Origin of the sequence: Streptomyces sp. NPDC001315, assembly GCF_042896175.1 — a bacterium.
In the GTDB taxonomy this organism is placed as follows: Bacteria; Actinomycetota; Actinomycetes; order Streptomycetales; family Streptomycetaceae; genus Streptomyces.
The window spans coordinates 15953-32104 of record NZ_JBIAWZ010000004.1 but is presented as its reverse complement, the minus strand read 5'-3'; the positions used below and the strand labels follow the sequence as shown (position 1 = coordinate 32104).

At 71.8% G+C, this 16152-nt stretch carries 17 protein-coding genes and 1 pseudogene; 12 read left to right on the top strand and 6 right to left on the bottom strand.

The window, feature by feature from the left end; all coding sequences use genetic code 11:
• Window positions 1–262: 262 nt before the first annotated feature.
• Together ACFY16_RS13680 and ACFY16_RS13675 are read right to left on the bottom strand one after the other, a co-directional pair.
• A pseudogene (locus ACFY16_RS13680) lies at window positions 263–907 on the bottom strand (phosphatase PAP2 family protein); the annotation flags it as partial.
• 55 nt (window positions 908–962) lie between these two features.
• Window positions 963–1637, bottom strand: a complete 675-nt coding sequence (locus ACFY16_RS13675) for a DedA family protein (RefSeq protein ID WP_390647290.1) — start codon at window positions 1635–1637, stop codon at window positions 963–965.
• 168 nt (window positions 1638–1805) lie between these two features.
• Between ACFY16_RS13675 and ACFY16_RS13670 the strand changes: the two genes are divergently transcribed.
• The 4 genes from ACFY16_RS13670 to ACFY16_RS13655 all read left to right on the top strand — a co-directional run bounded on the left by ACFY16_RS13670 (window position 1806) and on the right by ACFY16_RS13655 (window position 4167).
• Complete coding sequence (locus tag ACFY16_RS13670) at window positions 1806–2177, top strand: BlaI/MecI/CopY family transcriptional regulator (protein ID WP_390647289.1); 372 nt, start codon at window positions 1806–1808, stop codon at window positions 2175–2177.
• Window positions 2174–2335, top strand: coding sequence for a hypothetical protein (locus tag ACFY16_RS13665; RefSeq protein WP_390647288.1), 162 nt, complete (start codon window positions 2174–2176; stop codon window positions 2333–2335). Before ACFY16_RS13670 ends, ACFY16_RS13665 begins: the two co-directional genes overlap by 4 nt.
• A complete protein-coding gene (locus tag ACFY16_RS13660) occupies window positions 2332–3264 on the top strand; it encodes a M48 family metalloprotease (protein WP_390647287.1) in 933 nt (310 codons plus the stop codon). The genes ACFY16_RS13665 and ACFY16_RS13660 overlap by 4 nt, the downstream gene beginning before the upstream one ends.
• 237 nt (window positions 3265–3501) lie before the next feature.
• Window positions 3502–4167, top strand: a complete 666-nt coding sequence (locus ACFY16_RS13655; RefSeq protein ID WP_390647286.1) for an SDR family NAD(P)-dependent oxidoreductase — start codon at window positions 3502–3504, stop codon at window positions 4165–4167.
• Between the two features lie 323 nt (window positions 4168–4490).
• Here the strand turns inward: ACFY16_RS13655 and ACFY16_RS13650 are convergent, their stop codons facing one another.
• Window positions 4491–5282 (bottom strand): hypothetical protein, encoded by a 792-nt coding sequence (locus ACFY16_RS13650; protein WP_390647285.1) that lies wholly within the window; start codon window positions 5280–5282, stop codon window positions 4491–4493.
• A 197-nt stretch (window positions 5283–5479) separates the two neighbouring features.
• Between ACFY16_RS13650 and ACFY16_RS13645 the strand changes: the two genes are divergently transcribed.
• The 6 genes from ACFY16_RS13645 to ACFY16_RS13620 all read left to right on the top strand — a co-directional run bounded on the left by ACFY16_RS13645 (window position 5480) and on the right by ACFY16_RS13620 (window position 11272).
• Window positions 5480–6427, top strand: a complete 948-nt coding sequence (locus ACFY16_RS13645; protein ID WP_390647284.1) for an ATP-binding cassette domain-containing protein — start codon at window positions 5480–5482, stop codon at window positions 6425–6427.
• Window positions 6424–7263: an ABC transporter permease gene (locus ACFY16_RS13640; RefSeq protein WP_390647283.1), complete on the top strand. Its 840-nt coding sequence runs from the start codon at window positions 6424–6426 to the stop codon at window positions 7261–7263. The genes ACFY16_RS13645 and ACFY16_RS13640 overlap by 4 nt, the downstream gene beginning before the upstream one ends.
• A 64-nt stretch (window positions 7264–7327) precedes the next feature.
• A complete protein-coding gene (locus ACFY16_RS13635) occupies window positions 7328–8584 on the top strand; it encodes a sensor histidine kinase (RefSeq protein WP_390647724.1) in 1257 nt (418 codons plus the stop codon).
• On the top strand, window positions 8581–9249 hold the full coding sequence (locus ACFY16_RS13630; RefSeq protein WP_390647282.1) for a response regulator: 669 nt from the start codon (window positions 8581–8583) through the stop codon (window positions 9247–9249). The genes ACFY16_RS13635 and ACFY16_RS13630 overlap by 4 nt, the downstream gene beginning before the upstream one ends.
• Window positions 9250–9387: 138 nt before the next feature.
• Window positions 9388–10227 (top strand): hypothetical protein, encoded by an 840-nt coding sequence (locus ACFY16_RS13625; protein WP_390647281.1) that lies wholly within the window; start codon window positions 9388–9390, stop codon window positions 10225–10227.
• Between the two features lie 154 nt (window positions 10228–10381).
• Window positions 10382–11272: a hypothetical protein gene (locus ACFY16_RS13620; RefSeq protein WP_390647280.1), complete on the top strand. Its 891-nt coding sequence runs from the start codon at window positions 10382–10384 to the stop codon at window positions 11270–11272.
• 41 nt (window positions 11273–11313) lie between these two features.
• On the opposite strand, the gene ACFY16_RS13615 is transcribed toward ACFY16_RS13620, so the two are convergent.
• From ACFY16_RS13615 to ACFY16_RS13605, 3 genes are all read right to left on the bottom strand, one after another.
• Entirely contained in the window at window positions 11314–12690 is a 1377-nt protein-coding gene (locus tag ACFY16_RS13615) for a sensor histidine kinase (RefSeq protein ID WP_390647279.1), read from the bottom strand.
• Complete coding sequence (locus ACFY16_RS13610) at window positions 12687–13349, bottom strand: response regulator transcription factor (RefSeq protein WP_390647278.1); 663 nt, start codon at window positions 13347–13349, stop codon at window positions 12687–12689. The genes ACFY16_RS13615 and ACFY16_RS13610 overlap by 4 nt, the downstream gene beginning before the upstream one ends.
• Before the next feature lie 447 nt (window positions 13350–13796).
• Window positions 13797–14321 carry a hypothetical protein gene (locus ACFY16_RS13605; RefSeq protein WP_390647277.1) on the bottom strand — a complete coding sequence of 175 codons (525 nt, stop codon included), beginning with the start codon at window positions 14319–14321 and terminating at the stop codon, window positions 13797–13799.
• A gap of 363 nt (window positions 14322–14684) precedes the next feature.
• Between ACFY16_RS13605 and ACFY16_RS13600 the strand changes: the two genes are divergently transcribed.
• The gene (locus tag ACFY16_RS13600) at window positions 14685–15215 is read left to right on the top strand and encodes a toxin-antitoxin system HicB family antitoxin (protein ID WP_390647276.1); all 531 of its coding nucleotides are present in this window, start codon (window positions 14685–14687) and stop codon (window positions 15213–15215) included.
• Between the two features lie 81 nt (window positions 15216–15296).
• On the top strand, window positions 15297–16142 hold the full coding sequence (locus tag ACFY16_RS13595; protein ID WP_390647275.1) for a DUF4097 domain-containing protein: 846 nt from the start codon (window positions 15297–15299) through the stop codon (window positions 16140–16142).
• The last annotated feature ends 10 nt before the right edge of the window (window positions 16143–16152 follow it).

The window sequence follows — 16152 nt, the reverse complement described above, 5'->3', positions numbered from 1 at the left end:
CCTCCTGCGGGGTGTCGGGCTCGGGTGACGGTCGGGGTGGGTGGGGCGTGTGGGGGAGGGGAGTGGGGCGAGAGCCTGAGCCGGAGGCCGGGCCGGGATGCGTGCGGGAGCCGGCAGCGGGGCCCGTGCGAGGGTCGTGCGGGCCGGGATTCAGGCCGGGAACCGAGCCGGCGTGGGGCCCGGGGCCGGTACGAGCGCGGGAGTCCGCATCGGAAGCAGAACCCGAGATCATGTCGGGGCCCGGGCAGAAGGCCGTGCCCCTGATGAACCTTCCCGGGAGCCACCGCGCCGCCACGCACAGGCACACCCCGAGCCAGCCCAGGGCGAAGAGCCAGCCGGCGAGGACGTCGGTGAACCAGTGCACGCCGAGATAGACGCGGGTCAGGCCGACCAGTGCGCCCCAGCAGCCGACGGCGACACGGAGCGGGGTGCCGGACCGAGGGGCGGTCGCGGACAGCGCGACGATCAGCAGTCCGGCCGTCAGTGTCGCCGTGGTGGAGTGGCCGGAGGGGAACGACCAGCCCGAGGCGTGCGTCTGCCAGTCCTGCCGCGGCGGGCGGGGCCGGTGCACCAGGGCCATCGCGCCGTACCGCAGCAGCTGGCCCGAGGCCAGGCAGGCGACGCCGAGCGCGGCGCCGAGCAGCCGGTGCCGTGCGGTGCGTCCGACGAGAACTCCGGCCAGTGCGGCGAGCAGGTACGGGATGACGCCGGTCCCGGTGGCGGTCAGCACGCGGGCGACGGCCATGGCCACCACCGGGCGGTGGCTCATGGACCAGGAGTGCAGCCGGTCGTCCAGAAACAGCGAGGCACCGTCGCCGCCGACCACGACCATCGTCAGCACGCCGAACCCGGTCCAGGCGCCGAGCCCCACGCTGCCCGACAGCTCGCTGAGGTCATCACGCCTCATGACGCCCGCTCCGGCGGACGGTGCGGACGGTGCCGGCGGGGGAGGGCAGGGATCATCAGGCCTCCGTCCTCTTCGCGCTCGTCTTCGCGGCGCGCCTGGCGCGGTACAGCTCGGCGGCGAGCGGGAGCAACGACACCACGACGATCAGCGCGACCAGGGGCAGCAGATAGCGGTCGACGTTCGGGACGGAGGACCCGAGCGCGTACCCGGCCAGCGTCAGGCCCAGCGCCCAGACGAGCCCACCCACCACCTGCCACACGGTGAACACCCGCACGGGCACGTGCAGTGCGCCCGCCACGGGGTTGAGCACGGTTCGCACCACCGGCACGAATCTGGCCAGCACGATCGCCTTCGCATACCCGTACCGCTCCAGCAGCTCCTCCGCCCGGTGCGCCCCCTCGTGCAGCCGGGCGGAGCGGGTGCGGGCCAGCAGCGCCCCGCCCGCCTTCCGGCCGAGCAGATATCCGACCTGCGATCCGGCCAGGGCGCCCAGCGCGGCGACCACCAGCAGTGGCCCCAGCGACAGCTTCACGCCGCGGTCGGCGCTTCCGGTGCACAGCAGACCCGCGGTGAACAGCAGCGAGTCGCCGGGCAGGAAGAAGCCGATCAGCAGTCCCGTCTCGGCGAACAGCACCGCGCCGACGCCGAGCACCCCGAACGCGGCCAGCAGCGAACGGGCGTCGAGCACATTGACGGCGAGCTGGGACGATAGGTGGAGGGTGGTGGTCATCGTCGCGAGGCCCTTCCGATGAGTGACAGCTCAGTGACAGCTTGAACAACGCCAGAACAACCGCTTTGAACAACTGTTTGAACAACCGCCTGAACAGCTGCTCGATCGACTACAATCCTGTAGACGGTCTACGACACTGTAGACGAACGCGGGGTGAGGATCGTTCCCATGACCGACGCGAAGGACGAACGCCGGCCGGCGGGTGAGCTGGAGGCCGCCGTCATGGCCGTGCTGTGGGCCGCGGACCTGCCGCTCACCGCGGCGCAGGTTCAGCTCGAACTCGACTCCGGCCTGGCCCGGACGACCGTGACCACGATCCTGACCAGGCTGCACGAGAAGGGTGTCGTGCAGCGGGAACGACATGGCCGCGGCTTCGCCTATCACCCGGCCCAGGACCCCCAGGGCCTCACCGCCCGCCGCATGCACACCGAACTCGACCGCGACAGCGACCGCGAGACGGTCCTCGCCCGCTTCGTCGCCCAGCTCGGCCCGGACGACGAACGAGTCCTGCGCCAGCTCCTGGAGGCGGACGAGGCATGACCCCGCAGCCCGACGGCCGCCCGGCCGCCACCGCGAGAGGCCGCCGCACGATGCCGATGCCGCCCTACGACCGTGCCGCCCTCGTCCCCGTTCCCGCAGCACCTCGCACCTCGACCGCGACCAGCCGCTCCCCGCACGGGGAGGCCGTCGCCCCATGACCGTCGTCCTGCTGATCACCCCGCTGCTGCTGCCCTTCGCGGTGCCGCCCCTGGCCCGGCGCGCGCTGGAGGGCGCGCGCCCCGTCGTCGCGCTCTGGACGCTCACCGTCTGCGCCCTGGTGCTCGCGGGCGCCTGTGCGGCCTCGCTCGGTGCCCTGGTGCTGACCGGGCTGCTGCGGGTGCCTGCCTTCGCCGCGCTCGGCGAACTGGTCCACCCCCTGCGCGCCCCTTCCGACCTCGTCGTCGCTCCCGCCGCCGCGCTCGCCACCGGCGCGCTGACCGTCGGCGCGGTGACGCTCGGGCGCTCGGCGGTCCGCCAGCTGAGGGCGTTCCGCCTCGCCCGTCGGCAGGCCGGCCGGCGCCCCGCCGCGGGCGATCTCTGTGTCGTCGACTCCCCCCACCCGGACGCCTACGCCCTGCCCGGCCGCCCGCATCGCATCGTCGTCACCACCGGGATGCTGCGCAGCCTGGGACCAAGAGAGCGCGAGGCCCTCTTCGCCCATGAGCGCGCCCACAACGCCGGCGGCCACCACTACTTCCTGGCCGCAGCCGAACTCGCGGCGCACTGCCACCCCGCGCTGCGCCCGGTCCGCGAGGCGATCCGGCTGGCCGCGGAGCGTGCCGCCGACGAGGCCGCCGCGACCGCCGTCGGCGACCGGCGCCTGACCGCCCATGCCATCGCGCGCGCCGCCCTGGCGGGCCACGCCGCCCATTCGCCCCGCCCGGACTTCGCGCCCGCGGTGACGACCGGCCCTGTCCCCCAGCGGGTCACCGCCCTCCTCGCACCGCCCGGCCGTCCGTCCCGCGCCACGCGCCGCATCGCCGTCCTCCTGGCCGCCTGCGCGGTCCTCTCCGGCGCCGCCGCGTCGACCGGCGTACTCGACTTCCACCACGAGGTCGAGGTGGCCCAGGGAGAAGCGGCCCGCTGACCGGCGGGCCGCCGTTCACTGGCTCCCGGCGCTGCGCCCAGCCGCGACCCACCCGGAGACGAACACCCGGACCAACGCCTCGGTGCGCGACGACATGCGGCAGGTCGTCGCGGCCGACAAGATCGATGAGGGGTACGAGCGCGTCCTCGACCAGGACGTGCGCGATCGCTTCGTGCTCGACGCCCATGGACCCTGACCGCATCACCGCCTTACCGCCCGATCGACAGGAACCGTGCCATGACCACCATCGCCATCATCGGGGCGGGCCCCGGCCTCGGAGCCGCCGTCGGCCGCCGCTTCGGCCGGGAGGGCCACGACATCGCCCTCGTCGCCCGTGACCGGGCCGGCCTCGACGTCCTGGTCGCCGGGCTGTCCGGCCAGGGCGTCACGGCGCGCGGCTTCGCCGCCGACGTAAGGGACCCCGAAGCCCTCGCCGCGGCCCTCGACGCCGCGAACGCGACCCTCGGCCCCATCGAGGTCCTGCAGTACAGCCCGGTCCCGCACCGGGACTTCATGCGGCCGGTCCTGGAGACCACGCACAGGGACCTGCACGGCCCGGTCGAGTTCTCCGTCTACGGCCCGGTCGCCGCCGTACAGCAGGTGCTCCCCGGCATGCGCGCCCTCGGCCGCGGAACGATCCTCTTCGTCAACGGGGGCACCGCCGTCGTCCCGCACCCCGACCGGGCCGGCACGTCGATCGCCTTCGCCGCAGAGAGCGCGTACGGCCACCTCCTGCACGACAGGCTCGCCGCCGAGGGCATCCACGTCGCGCAGCTGATCATCCCCGGAGCGATCATTCCCGGACACCACCGTAAGGATCCGGACGTGCTCGCGGACGCCCTGTGGACCATGCACCGGGAGCGGCACGGCTTCCGGCACTTCGCCGACGACCTCGACAGCTGACCGACGATGACAGCTTCGGGGTGGCCGTGACGAACAAGGCACCCGGCCCCACCTCCGAGGGCGGACAGCGTGTGTCCCTGCGGACTCCCGCGCACGCGGACTGCCCCCTGCGTCACCGAGACCGGGTCGGCTGCCATCCCTCGCGGGGGACCGCGGTGAGCAGGTCGCGCGGGTACGGGTGTTCCGGGGCGGTCAGCACCTGGTCGGTGGCACCGTGCCAGGTCGATGCTGTGTGAGTCGGAGGACGCGGCGGCGGCCGGTGGTGACGAGCCGGGCGGCGGTGGTCGGGCATCGCCCGCCGGGCCGGCAGGGCGTCCCGCCGCTCAGCCGGCGGCCTGGGCGCGCGGGTCGCGCTGTGACATGGCGAGGCAGCCGACGAATCCGACGATCGCGACCGTCCATGCGAGCGTGACCGGCGCCAGTCCCAGGCCGAGGCCGCCGCGAGTGTGGCCGAGCGCCATCCAGTCGGCGAGGGAGGCGCCGAGGGGCCGGGTGATGACGTACGCCGTCCAGAAGGCGGTCACCGCGTTCAGGGCGCCGAAGCGATGCGTCAGAGCGGGCACGCAGATGGCGGCCGCGAAGAGGACGACCGACCCCAGGTAGCCGAAGCCGACGGTGGCGGTGAGGTCGCCCGCGGCGGTGCCGAGGGCGAAGGTGGCGAGAACGGCCGCCCAGTAGAACGCTTCACGGCGGCGGGTGCGGATGCTGTGGATGGACAGCGTCCGCTCACTCACGTACCAGAGGACGAAGACAGCGGCCAGTACGGCGAGGAAGGCCGGGGTCGACACGGCGTACGGCACCCCGAGGCCGACATGCAGGACGTCCGCCGCCATGGTGCCGAACACGCTGACCATGACGACGGCTGTCCAGTAGGCCCAGGCGACGTACCGACGAAGAGCGAACTGGACGGCCAGGGAGGCCACCAGGGCGAGGCCGCCGAGCGCGACCGCCGGTACCGGGCCGAGCAGACGGGCCAGGAGGTCCGACGCCGTCTCGCCCATGCCGGTGGTCAGCACCTTGATGATCCAGAAGTAGGCGGTCACTTCCGGCACCTTGTTCGCCATCCGGCGAACGGGGACGAGGGGCCGGTCGTCGAGGACGTGCTCTGCGGTCATGATCCGCACCCTGGCACTCCGAGCCTGAATGCAACCTGAACAGCGTGCGAGCGGGACGGCGGCACGTAGTACCGCGGTACTACCCGACGGGCGCGGATCAGTCCCCGGTACCACCGAATCGGGGTGTTTCGGTCCTTAGCGTTGTCGATGAGGCGTCAGGGGCGACGGACGCCGGTGTCCGACAGGAAGAAACGCGAATGATCGACGCACAGCAGCTGACCAAGAGGTACGGCGAGAAGACAGCCGTCGACCGGCTGGACTTCGCCGTCAAGCCGGGCTCGGTGACCGGCTTCCTGGGGCCCAACGGCGCGGGGAAGTCCACGACCATGCGCATGATCGTCGGGCTCGACGCCCCGACGAGCGGGTCCGTGAAGGTCAACGGCCACCACTACGCCCGGCACCGGGCGCCGCTCCAGGAGGTCGGCGCCCTGCTGGAGGCGAAGTCGATCCACCCGGGCCGCTCGGCCTACCACCACCTGAGGGCGCTCGCGCTGACGCACGGGATTCCCCGTCGCCGGGTCGACGAGGTCATCGACCTCGCGGGACTGGGCAGTGTGGCGAAGAAGCGAGCCGGCGCCTTCTCCCTCGGCATGGGCCAGCGGCTGGGGATAGCGGCGGCGCTGCTGGGCGATCCGCAGACGGTCATGCTGGACGAGCCGGTCAACGGGCTGGACCCGGAGGGCGTGCTCTGGATCCGCAACCTGCTGAAAGCACTCGCCGAGGAGGGCCGGACCGTGTTCGTGTCGTCCCACCTGATGAGCGAGATGGCCCTGGTGGCGGACCATCTCATCATCGTGGGGCGCGGCCGGCTGCTGGCCGACACCACCGTGCGCGACCTCGTCCGTGAGGCGGGCGGCGACACGGTGAAGGTGGCCACGCAGGACCCGGCGCGGCTGCGGGAGGTGCTGGCCGGTCCCGGTGTCGACATCACGGGCCGCGCGGGCTCCGAGGAGCTTCAGGTGACCGGGCTCAGTGCCCGCGAGATCGGCCTGAAGGCGGCCGAGCACGGGATCGCGTTGTTCGAACTGACCGCGCGGACGGTGTCGTTGGAGGAGGCATTCATGAACCTGACCAGGGATGCCGTGGAGTACCACGGTTCCACGGCCGGCATCGACACCCCCGCGGCCGACAGGAGGGCGGCATGAGCACCCTCACCGCGCTCGTCGAGGCGTCCCCGGCCACTCCCGCCCGCCCCGCCTACCGGGTGACCGGACGGCGCGTGCTGGCCTCGGAGTGGGCCAAGCTGTGGTCGCTGCGTTCGACATGGATCACCCTGAGCCTCGGCCTGCTCTTCCTCGTCGCCTTCGGGCTGATCGCCTCGAGCCGCTACAAGTCCGGGATCGGGTCCGGCCACCTGGACCGGGACTTCGCCGCTTCGACGGCCGTGAGCCTGTCCCTCTTCGGCACCAACTTCGCCCAGCTGGCCCTGGGCGTGCTCGGCGTGCTGGTCACGGCGGGGGAGTACTCCACCGGCATGATCCGCTCGACGCTCGCCGCCGTACCGCGCCGGCTGCCCGTGCTGTGGTCCAAGGCGGCCGTGTTCGGGCTGGTCGCGCTGGTGGTCGGCACCCTCGGCGCGTTCGTCGCCTTCGGGTTCGGCAGCGGTATCGTCTCCGGCACGCCCGCCGCGATGAGCCTGACGCACGCGGGAGTCGTACGAAGCCTGCTGGGCGCGGGGCTCTACCTCGGCCTGGTCGGCGTGATCGGCACCGCCCTGGGGGCGCTGCTGCGGTCGGTGGCCGGCGGCATCTCGGTGCTGGTGGCCACGCTGATGCTGATCCCGGGGCTGATCTCCCTGCTGCCCAGCTCCTGGCAGGACAACATCAGCCCCTACCTGCCGAGCAACGCGGGCGAGTCGATGTTCGCGCTGAGCCACGACAGCACCACCCTGTCGCCCACCGCGGGGCTGCTGGTCTTCCTCGGCTGGACGGTGTTCGCGCTGGCGGGGGCGGCGTACCGGCTGGTGCGCAGCGACGTCTGACCGGCTGCACCATGGGCAGGTGACCACCTTGAAGACACCCACGTCCGCCAGCGACATAGGAGGCATGGGACCGCTGGTCGCCCGGCTCGCCCGGGTCGGCCAGCGGCTGCGGCAGGCGGACCGGGACCGTCCATGGGCGCTGGACACCGCGGTGGTGGTGCTGGTCTTCCTCATGTTCTGCCTGCCGGACCTGCTGCACGGGGGTGCCGGGTACGGTGACGGTCCACGCCGGTTCCGACTCGCTTTCACCCGGCTTCCTCCGGCGGCCATGCTGCTGGTGCAGGCAGGTCTGGTACTGCCGCTGCTGTGGCGGCGGCGCAGGCCCATGGCGGCCTTCGGCGCCATCGCGGCCGTGTTCGTACTCCAGTGGTCGCTGGGTGCCGCGCTGCGCGCGGACGTCGCCCTGTTCATCGCCCTGTACAGCCTGGCTCTGCACGGGCGGCTACGGCAGCTGCCGTGGGCCTGCGCGATCATGGCGGCGGGGATGGTGCTGGTCGCGGTGCGCGTATCGGCGGCGGTGTCCGTCTGGGACGTGCTGTTCTTCCTGCTGAGTACGGCGACCGCGGCCCTGGCGCTCGGCCTGATGATCAGGACCCGCCGGGCCCAGCTCGCGGGACTGCGGGAGCGAGCGGCGCGTCTGGAGACGGAACGCGACCAGCGCAGCAGACTCGCGGCCGCGACCGAGCGCGCCCGGGTGGCCCGCGAGATGCACGACATCGTCGGCCACAACCTGGCCGTCATCATCACCCTCGCCGACGCAGGGGCGTACGCCACGGGCACGGCTCCCGAGCGCGGCAAGGAGGCCCTGCAGCTCATCGGCGAGACCGGCCGGACGGCGCTCGGTGAGCTGAGGCGCGTGCTCGGCGTGCTGCGGGAGGCATCGGACGGCCCTCGCCAGGCGCCCGAACTCAGCCCGCAGCCCGGCCTCGTGGACATCGAGGCGTTGTGCGACGGTGTGCGCACCGCCGGCCTGGACGTCGTCTACCGGACCGTCGGCGACGTGGACGCCCTGGACCGCGGGATGCAGCTGACCGTCTACCGCATCGTCCAGGAAGCCCTCACGAACACCCTGAAGCACGCCGGAGCCGGCACACGGGTGAAACTGTCGGTCATCGCCGAGGACACTCGGCTGGTCGTCCGCGTCCGGGACGACGGCCCGGCCGGACGCTCCCGACCACGGAACGAGGAAGGACACGGCCTGGTGGGCATGCGAGAACGAGCGGCGCTCTACGGAGGGAACGTCAGCGCCGGACCCGCGACCGGCGGCGGATGGACGGTGGAGGCCATCCTCGACATGGCATCCCAGGCAGGCCGCAGGTGACCACGGTACTCGTCGTGGACGACCAGCCGCTCCAGCGCTACGGCTTCCGGGTGCTGCTCGACTCCGTCCCCGAGACGGACGTGGTCGGCGAGGCCGCGCACGGCGCCGAGGCCGTCCGCAAGACCGCCGAACTGCGCCCCGACGTCGTCCTGATGGACGTACGGATGCCCGGTATGGACGGCATCGAGGCCACCCGCCGGATCACCGCCGCCGGCGGCCGCTCCCGCGTCCTCGTGCTGACCACCTTCGACGTCGACGAATACGTCCACGCCGCCCTCCGGGCCGGAGCCAGCGGCTTCCTCCTCAAGGACGCACGGCCCGAGGAACTCCTCGCCGGCATCCGCGCCGTCGCCGGCGGCGACGCCGTGATCGCACCGGCCCTCACCCGCCGCCTCCTGGACGAGTACGCCCAGCACGTGCCCGCTCGCCGGAGCGACTCCGACGAAGACCCGAGGCTGGGTGCCCTCACCGACCGTGAGCGCGAGATCCTCGTCGCCGTCGGCAAGGGCTGGACCAACGGCGAGATCGCCGCCCGCTTCGTCCTGTCCGAGTCCACCGTCAAGACGCACGTCGGCCGTGTCCTGGCCAAGATCGGCGCACGTGACCGCATCCAGGCCGTGATCATCGCCTATGACCTCGGACTGGCCCGCCCCGGCGCCGGATGAGCGGGCGGCGGAGATCAGCCCGCCGGCTCCGAAGCATCGCGCGACGAGGCAGCGGGCGCCTTGTTCGCCCGGCTGACCGCCGGAGAACGGGACGGCGGTCAGGATGCGTTCAGGTATCCCGTGGCACGGTCGGGCCTCATGACATACGAGACCTCAGAGTCCTCCGCGCCTTCGGCGGCCGGCACCCGGGCGGTGTCCTCCGGCCGCCGGCCGGGCTGGAACAAGGTGCCCGAAGTCACCGTGTACTTCTGGATCATCAAGGTGCTGTGCACGACGGTCGGCGAGACCGCCGCCGACCTGCTCAACGAGAGGGCCGGCCTCGGCCTGACGGGGGTGTCGCTGTTGATGAGCGCCCTGTTGGCAGTCGTCCTGGTGGCGCAGTTCCGCACCGGCGCCTACCGAGCGGGCGTGTACTGGCTCGCTGTCGCCCTGATCAGCGTCGTCGGCACGCTGATCAGCGACAACCTCACCGACAACATGGGGGTACCGCTGGAGACGAGCACCACCGTCTTCGCGATCGTCCTCGCGGTCGTCTTCGTGGTCTGGTACCGGCGCGAGCGGACGCTGTCCATCCACAGCATCGACACCACCAGCCGCGAGTCCTTCTACTGGCTCGCCGTCCTGTTCACTTTCGCCCTCGGCACCGCGGCGGGAGACCTGGTCTCCGAGCGCATGGATCTCGGCTACTGGCTCGCCGCGGTCCTGTTCGCCCTGGCCATCGCCGCGGTCGCCCTTGCGCACTTCAAGCTCGGCCTCGACGCGGTGTGGAGCTTCTGGATCGCCTACATTCTCACCCGCCCGCTGGGTGCGTCCATCGGCGACTACCTCTCCCAGCCGACCGGCGACGGCGGCCTCGGCCTCGGCACCGTCATCACCAGCGCGCTCTTCCTCGCCGTCGTCCTCGGCCTGGTCGTGTACCTGTCGGTGACCCGGAAGGATGTGACGGAGCCGCAGCGCACCGCGCGGCGCCCGGTCTGAGCGGGCACGCGGCAGGCGTTCAGGATGCGTACGGGCTGACACTGCGGCAAGGTCGGTTCCGGCGATCGCCGCCGCGTGGTTGCCCCTTCTCGCAGGGCTCTCGTCGCCATCGCGAGCGGGGCGCTCTGCCGTACGACCGAATGGGAGCCCCACCTTGGAGCAACGGGACATGCTCACCGACCCCGACAGAGCGAGTACGACCAAGTCGGTGATGAAGAAGCTCCCGGAGGTGACGCTGGCGTTCTGGATCATGAAGATCGCGGCGACGACCCTCGGCGAGACGGCCGGCGATCTCTTCGCGCAGACCCTCAAGCTCGGCTATTTCCTCACCACCGTCGCGCTCTTCCTGATCTTCGGGGTGACCCTGGTCGTGCAGCTCAGGTCCAACCACTACAACCCGTTCTTCTACTGGACCGTGATCCTGTCGACCAGCATGGCCGGCACCACGATGTCCGACTTCATGAACCGCGACGCCAGCACCAAGTACCTCTCGAACGGCGCCACTTCACTGGGATGGGGCCCGCAGGGTCTTGGGCTCGGCTACCCCACCGGCGCCGCGATCCTCATCTCGATCCTGCTGGTCATCTTCGCGGTCTGGAAGGTGACAGGGATGACCTTCCAGATCCGCGACATCGTCACCTTCCGAGGCGAGGCCCTGTTCTGGTCGGCGATCCTGGTTTCCAACACGCTGGGCACCTCCATGGGCGACTTCCTCTCCGACAGCTCCGGCCTCGGTTACGCCGGCGGCGCGCTGCTCGTGACAGGGGCGCTCGCCGTTCTGGCCGTCCTGATGAAGGTGCCCGTGGTGCCGAACGTGCTGCTGTTCTGGATCGCCTTCGTCCTCACCCGTCCGCTGGGTGCCACCGCAGGTGACTTCCTGACCAAGCCGGTCGCCAAGGGCGGCCTGAACCTCGGCACCGCAGGCTCCTCGGCCGTCCTGCTCGCCGTCCTCCTTGGGCTGATGGTCTACGCGCAGGTCCGGGAGCGCAGGACCACCACCCCGCACACGAAGGAGCGGGGGCCGGTCACCCAGCAGGCCGACTGAGACGGCATTACGTGCCGGCCCGCACGGGGTCGGACAGCCTGTCATCCGGCAGGCAGGTTGACCAGGAAGAGTGCTCCGGGCGTGTGCCCGGGGTCGTGGGACACCTCGCCGCCGGCGGCACGGGCCAGGCGCCGCGCGAGCGGCAGCCCGAGGCCCGCGCCGTCGTGCCCGTCGCCGGAGTCGGCACGGCGGCCGGGCTGGAAGAGGTCGTCGACGAACGCCTCCGGCACGCCGGGGCCGTCGTCGGTGACATCGATACGCACACCGCCGGGCAGTTGCCGCGCGGACACCGTCACCGTGGAACGGGCGTACCGGACCGCGTTGGTCAGCAGCGGGCTGACGATGCGTTCGAGGAGAGCGGGCGCGACGCCGGCCTCCAGCTCCGGATCCGTCACGTCGACGACGGTCTTCACCTGCTTCCGTGCGTCGAGGTTCCCGACGAGCCGGTGCAGGACGGGTACGACGGCCGTGGCACCGGGGGCCGTGGAGGCGTTCTGCGCGCCTTCGCGGGCATCGTTCAGCACCGTGTCGCAGATGGTGCGCATGGACTGGGCAGCCTCGGCGATCACTTCGTGGGTCGCACGGGTTTCGGCGCCGGAACGGGGGCGGGCCCGCCACCAGTCGAGCTCGATGATGATCCTGGTGAGCGGGGTGCGCAGTTCGTGGGAGAGCTCGCCGGTCAGCTGCTGCTCGTGGCGCAGCACGGTGCGGATCCGGTCCAGGAGCGCGTCCAACGAGGTGCCCAGGCGGGCGAGTTCGGCCGGATGATGCTCGGCGCCGAAGCGTTCGTCGGAGCCGACGGCGCTCCACTGGGTGGCCTGGTCGGTCATGGTACGCACGGGGCGCAGGGCCCGCCCCACGGCCAGGCGCGTCAGTGCGTAGGTGCACGCGAGCATGACGGCGTCCAGGATCAGGAAACCCAGCAACAGGGTGTCCGCCGAGTTTCGGTATGGGGCGAGATCCAGCGCCGTGACGACAGTGGCGGTGCTGCGGTGACCGGGCACGGGCCGGGAACACAGGCGGACGAAGCGGGGGCCTTCGGCCTCGACGGTCGTGCAGACCCGCTTCCCCAGCGTGGCGAGCCGGTCGGCGGCCCGGGTCAGTGTGCTCTCGGGCGTGGTGGACGGCGGCTTCTCCACCAGCCGTGTCCCGACGTAGATCCACACGTTCGCGTCGAGGAGGCTGTCGTTGACGGTCTCCAGAACCCGCACCCGGGGACCGCTGGTGTCGATGGTCGTGGCGACCGCGGCCGCACGGTTGCGCAGTTCGTCGTCCGCCTGGTGCCGCAGGTGCCGGTCCGTCACGGTGCTGAACGCCACGGTCAGGACTGTCATCAGGAGCGCGGCGGTGGTCAGCGCCACGAGGGACAGCCGGCCGCGCAGGGTGCGGGGAGCAAGGCGCCGCAGGACACGGTTCATGACAGCCGATGTCCGATCCCGCGCGCCGTGGTGAGGCGCAGGTCGCTGCCGGCCTCGCGCAGCTTGCGGCGCAGCCGGCTCAGGTACTGGTCCAGCGTGTTGTCGCTGACCTGTGCGCCGTCCGGCCAGGCGGCCCTGACCAGGTCGCGACGGCGCACGATGCCGCCGCCCGCGGTCACGAGCGTGGCCAGGAGACGGAACTCCGTCGGGGACAGGTTGATGTGGACGTCCCCGACCCGCGCACTGTGCTGAATCGCGTCCAGCACCAGATCTCCGGATGTGGCCACAGCCGGTGGCCCGGCGCGTTTGAGCGCGGCCCGCAGCCGGGCGAAGAGTTCGGCGAGGTGGAACGGCTTGGGCAGATAGTCGTCGCCCCCGGCGGAGAATCCGGACAGCCGGTCGGTGAGGTGATGGCGGGCCGTCAGGAAGATGATCGGGGCGGCGAACCCGTTGGCGCGCATCGCCTGGCAGACGTCCCGGCCGTCCGCGTCGGGCAGCCCGACGTCAAGGACGACCGCGGCGATGCCGTCGGTGGCGAGCCGCAGAGCGGTGGCGCCGTCGGCGGCGAGTACGGGCACGAAGTCCTCGTCGGACAGGCCGCGGCGCAGCACGTCACGCAGGGCGTGATCGTCCTCGACGACCAGGATCTTGTGACGCATGGGCCTCCGTCGGACTCTCGGCCGTATGGGTCGCCGGCTGCGAGGCAGGGCACATCGGTGTGGTCATGGACGGGAGTCCTTTCCCGCGGGCAACTCGACGCGAACCGCTGACCGACTACAGTACTGTAGACGGAGCCTGCGTGCTGAGCGGCAGGGAGGGGGCGGCTGGTCTACGCGGTGCGGCAATGTGGGCGCGGGTGCCGGTGGGCTTCGAAGGCGTTTGACGCCCAGGTCGCGGCCGGGGATCCGCCTGCGATCCTGAACCGCGTCAAGTAGGTGCCGCCGGCCTTGGTGCCGAGGGTCTGGGCGGCGGTTCCCGCGGTGCAGGCGCCGTTGAGGTCCGGCGACTGTCCACCCTCGGCGGTCGGCCACCTTCGGGAGTTACGAACGCGTGGCTCATCGGGCATTCTCCGCCCGCCGGCCCGCGCGGCACGCCCGGCGGAACGGTCAAGCGGCGTAGCAGAGCGCCGCGGGGTCGGCCGGGGCCGAGGCGTGGGCCGCGGTCGCGTGTGGGGGACGGGCGGCGCTGATGGTGGTCGCGGTCTGCGAACGGTTCCGCGCGAAGACGACGAGGCGCAGCACCGCGAACCGCGCGACACCGGCGAGTGCGGAGGCGGACAGGTAGACGACCTGCTCGAGCACCGCACCGGGCGCCGCCACCAGCTGCTGCAGGACAAGCATCGCCACGCAGGTCACCGCGTACGCGGCCGCCGCGGACCCGGCCGACTGCGCATGTTGGCGCCAGGTCGCGCGCCCGCCCGCGCCGAAGGTGAAGCGGGCGTGCAGCTCGGTGGCGAGGAGGGTGGAGACCACGGTGATCAGAGCGTTGGCGAAGACCCAGGGAATCCAGGAGGCGAGGGCCGTCACGGCGAAGCTGGAGGCGAGTCCCACACCGCCGCCGCAGAACACGAAGCGGGCGAAGGCGGTGAAGGCGCCGGGCGCCGCCTGCTGTCGGCTCTGTGCTCTTTCCATGATCCGACCCCTTTGATGGCTCACCCCGTGAAACGCGCACCCTTCGGCTGCGAGGCCGCGCTCCCTATGGCGCCATAGTGACACATGGATGGCGCCATTGGGAGTCATTTGCGATGCCGCCGCTGACGTTAGTGGTGTCACGACGTGGCGGGAGTTGTGAACGTGCAGGTCAGCGGCCCGGCCCTAGGTGCATCAGGTGGTGCCACCAGTCGTGCTAAGGGGGCTGGGGTGTCATGTGGTGCCGCGTTGACGCAACTCGATGCCAGCACGTTTCGGCAGGTCAGGGGCGTTGGATCAATCCGGCTCGCCATCACCCCCCTCATGGGCTTGCGCATGGCGCCACGATGGTGCCATCATGGCGTCATGGACCTCACGCCGTATGTCGACAACCTCCGCCGCGAACTCGCGGTGGCCGCCGAAGCCGGCGGCGAAGAAGCCCGCGAGCTGGCCGAGCGGCTCATCGCTCCCCTGGAGTCGGCGACCCGCCTGACGATGCTCAATGTGCTCTCCGCCGCGATGGACGAGATCACCCGCGACCTCGCCCCGGGCTCGGTCGACGTACGACTGCGCGGGCTCGACCCCGACTTCGTGGTGACGCGGCCGACGGGCGACGAGGGGTACGAGGGCCGGAGCGGGCCCGCCGAGCCGCCCAAGGCGCCGACCCCGGCACCCTCCGACGGCGACGAGGGCGGCACCGCCCGCGTCAATCTGCGCCTGCCGGCCCACCTCAAGGCCCGCGCCGAGGAAGCCGCGAACCGCGAGGGTCTGTCGGTCAACGCCTGGCTGGTGCGCGCCGTCTCGGCCGCGGTCGAGGGCGGCGCCGCGCCGCGTACAGCGCGTACAGCAGACAAGACCCGCACCATCGGACAGAGCTTCACGGGCTGGGTGCGCTAGCCGCACCCGTGCCCGCCCACTTCACCTGCACCACGTCCCACCTGCGGGGACGCCCCGACGACTCATGAGGACGGTACAGCCATGCCTTCTTTCGACACTCCCCAGCCGATCTCGGTCACCGCCAACGTGGCCGTCGGTTCCATCCAGTTTTCCGCGAGCGACCGGCTCGACACAGTCGTCGAGGTGCGGCCCCGCGACCCGAAGAAGGACAAGGACGTGCGGGTCGCCGAGCAGACCGAGGTCAGCTACGCGAGCGGCGTGCTGACCATCAGGACACCCAAGGGGCGCTACCTCGTCGGGCCCACCGGCAGCGTCGACGTGACGGTCGAACTGCCCACCGGCTCGCGCGTCGACACGACCGGCTCCTGGACCCAGGTGCTCGGCGAGGGCCGGCTCGGCGAGGTCCGTGTGAAGACGTCGTCGGGTGACGTCCGGCTGGATGCGACGGGTCCGTTGCAGCTGACCGCGTCGCACGGCTCGATCACCGTGGACCAGGTCGAGGGCCTGGCCGAGATCACCACCAGCTCCGGCAGCCTGCGTGTCGGTGTCGTGGACGGCCCGGCCGTCCTGAAGAACTCGCACGGCTCCACGGCCGTCGGCGCCGCGATCGGCGAGCTGCGGGTGAGCGGCGCCAACGGCGACATCGACATCCAGCGCGCCGAGAGCTCGGTCACCGCGACCACCGCCCACGGCGCCCTGCGCGTGGGTGACGTGGCCCGTGGCACCGTCCAGCTGGAGACCTCCTACGGCGCCATCGAGGTCGGCATCCGCGAGGGCACGGCCGCCTGGCTCGACGCCAGCTCGAGCAACGGGCAGGTGCGCAACACGCTCGCCGCGTCCGGCAGCCCGGACAAGTCCGAGGACACCGTCGAGGTCAGGGCCCGTACCCGCTACGGCAACATCGACATCCGCCGCGCCCGGGCCTGACCCGCCCCAT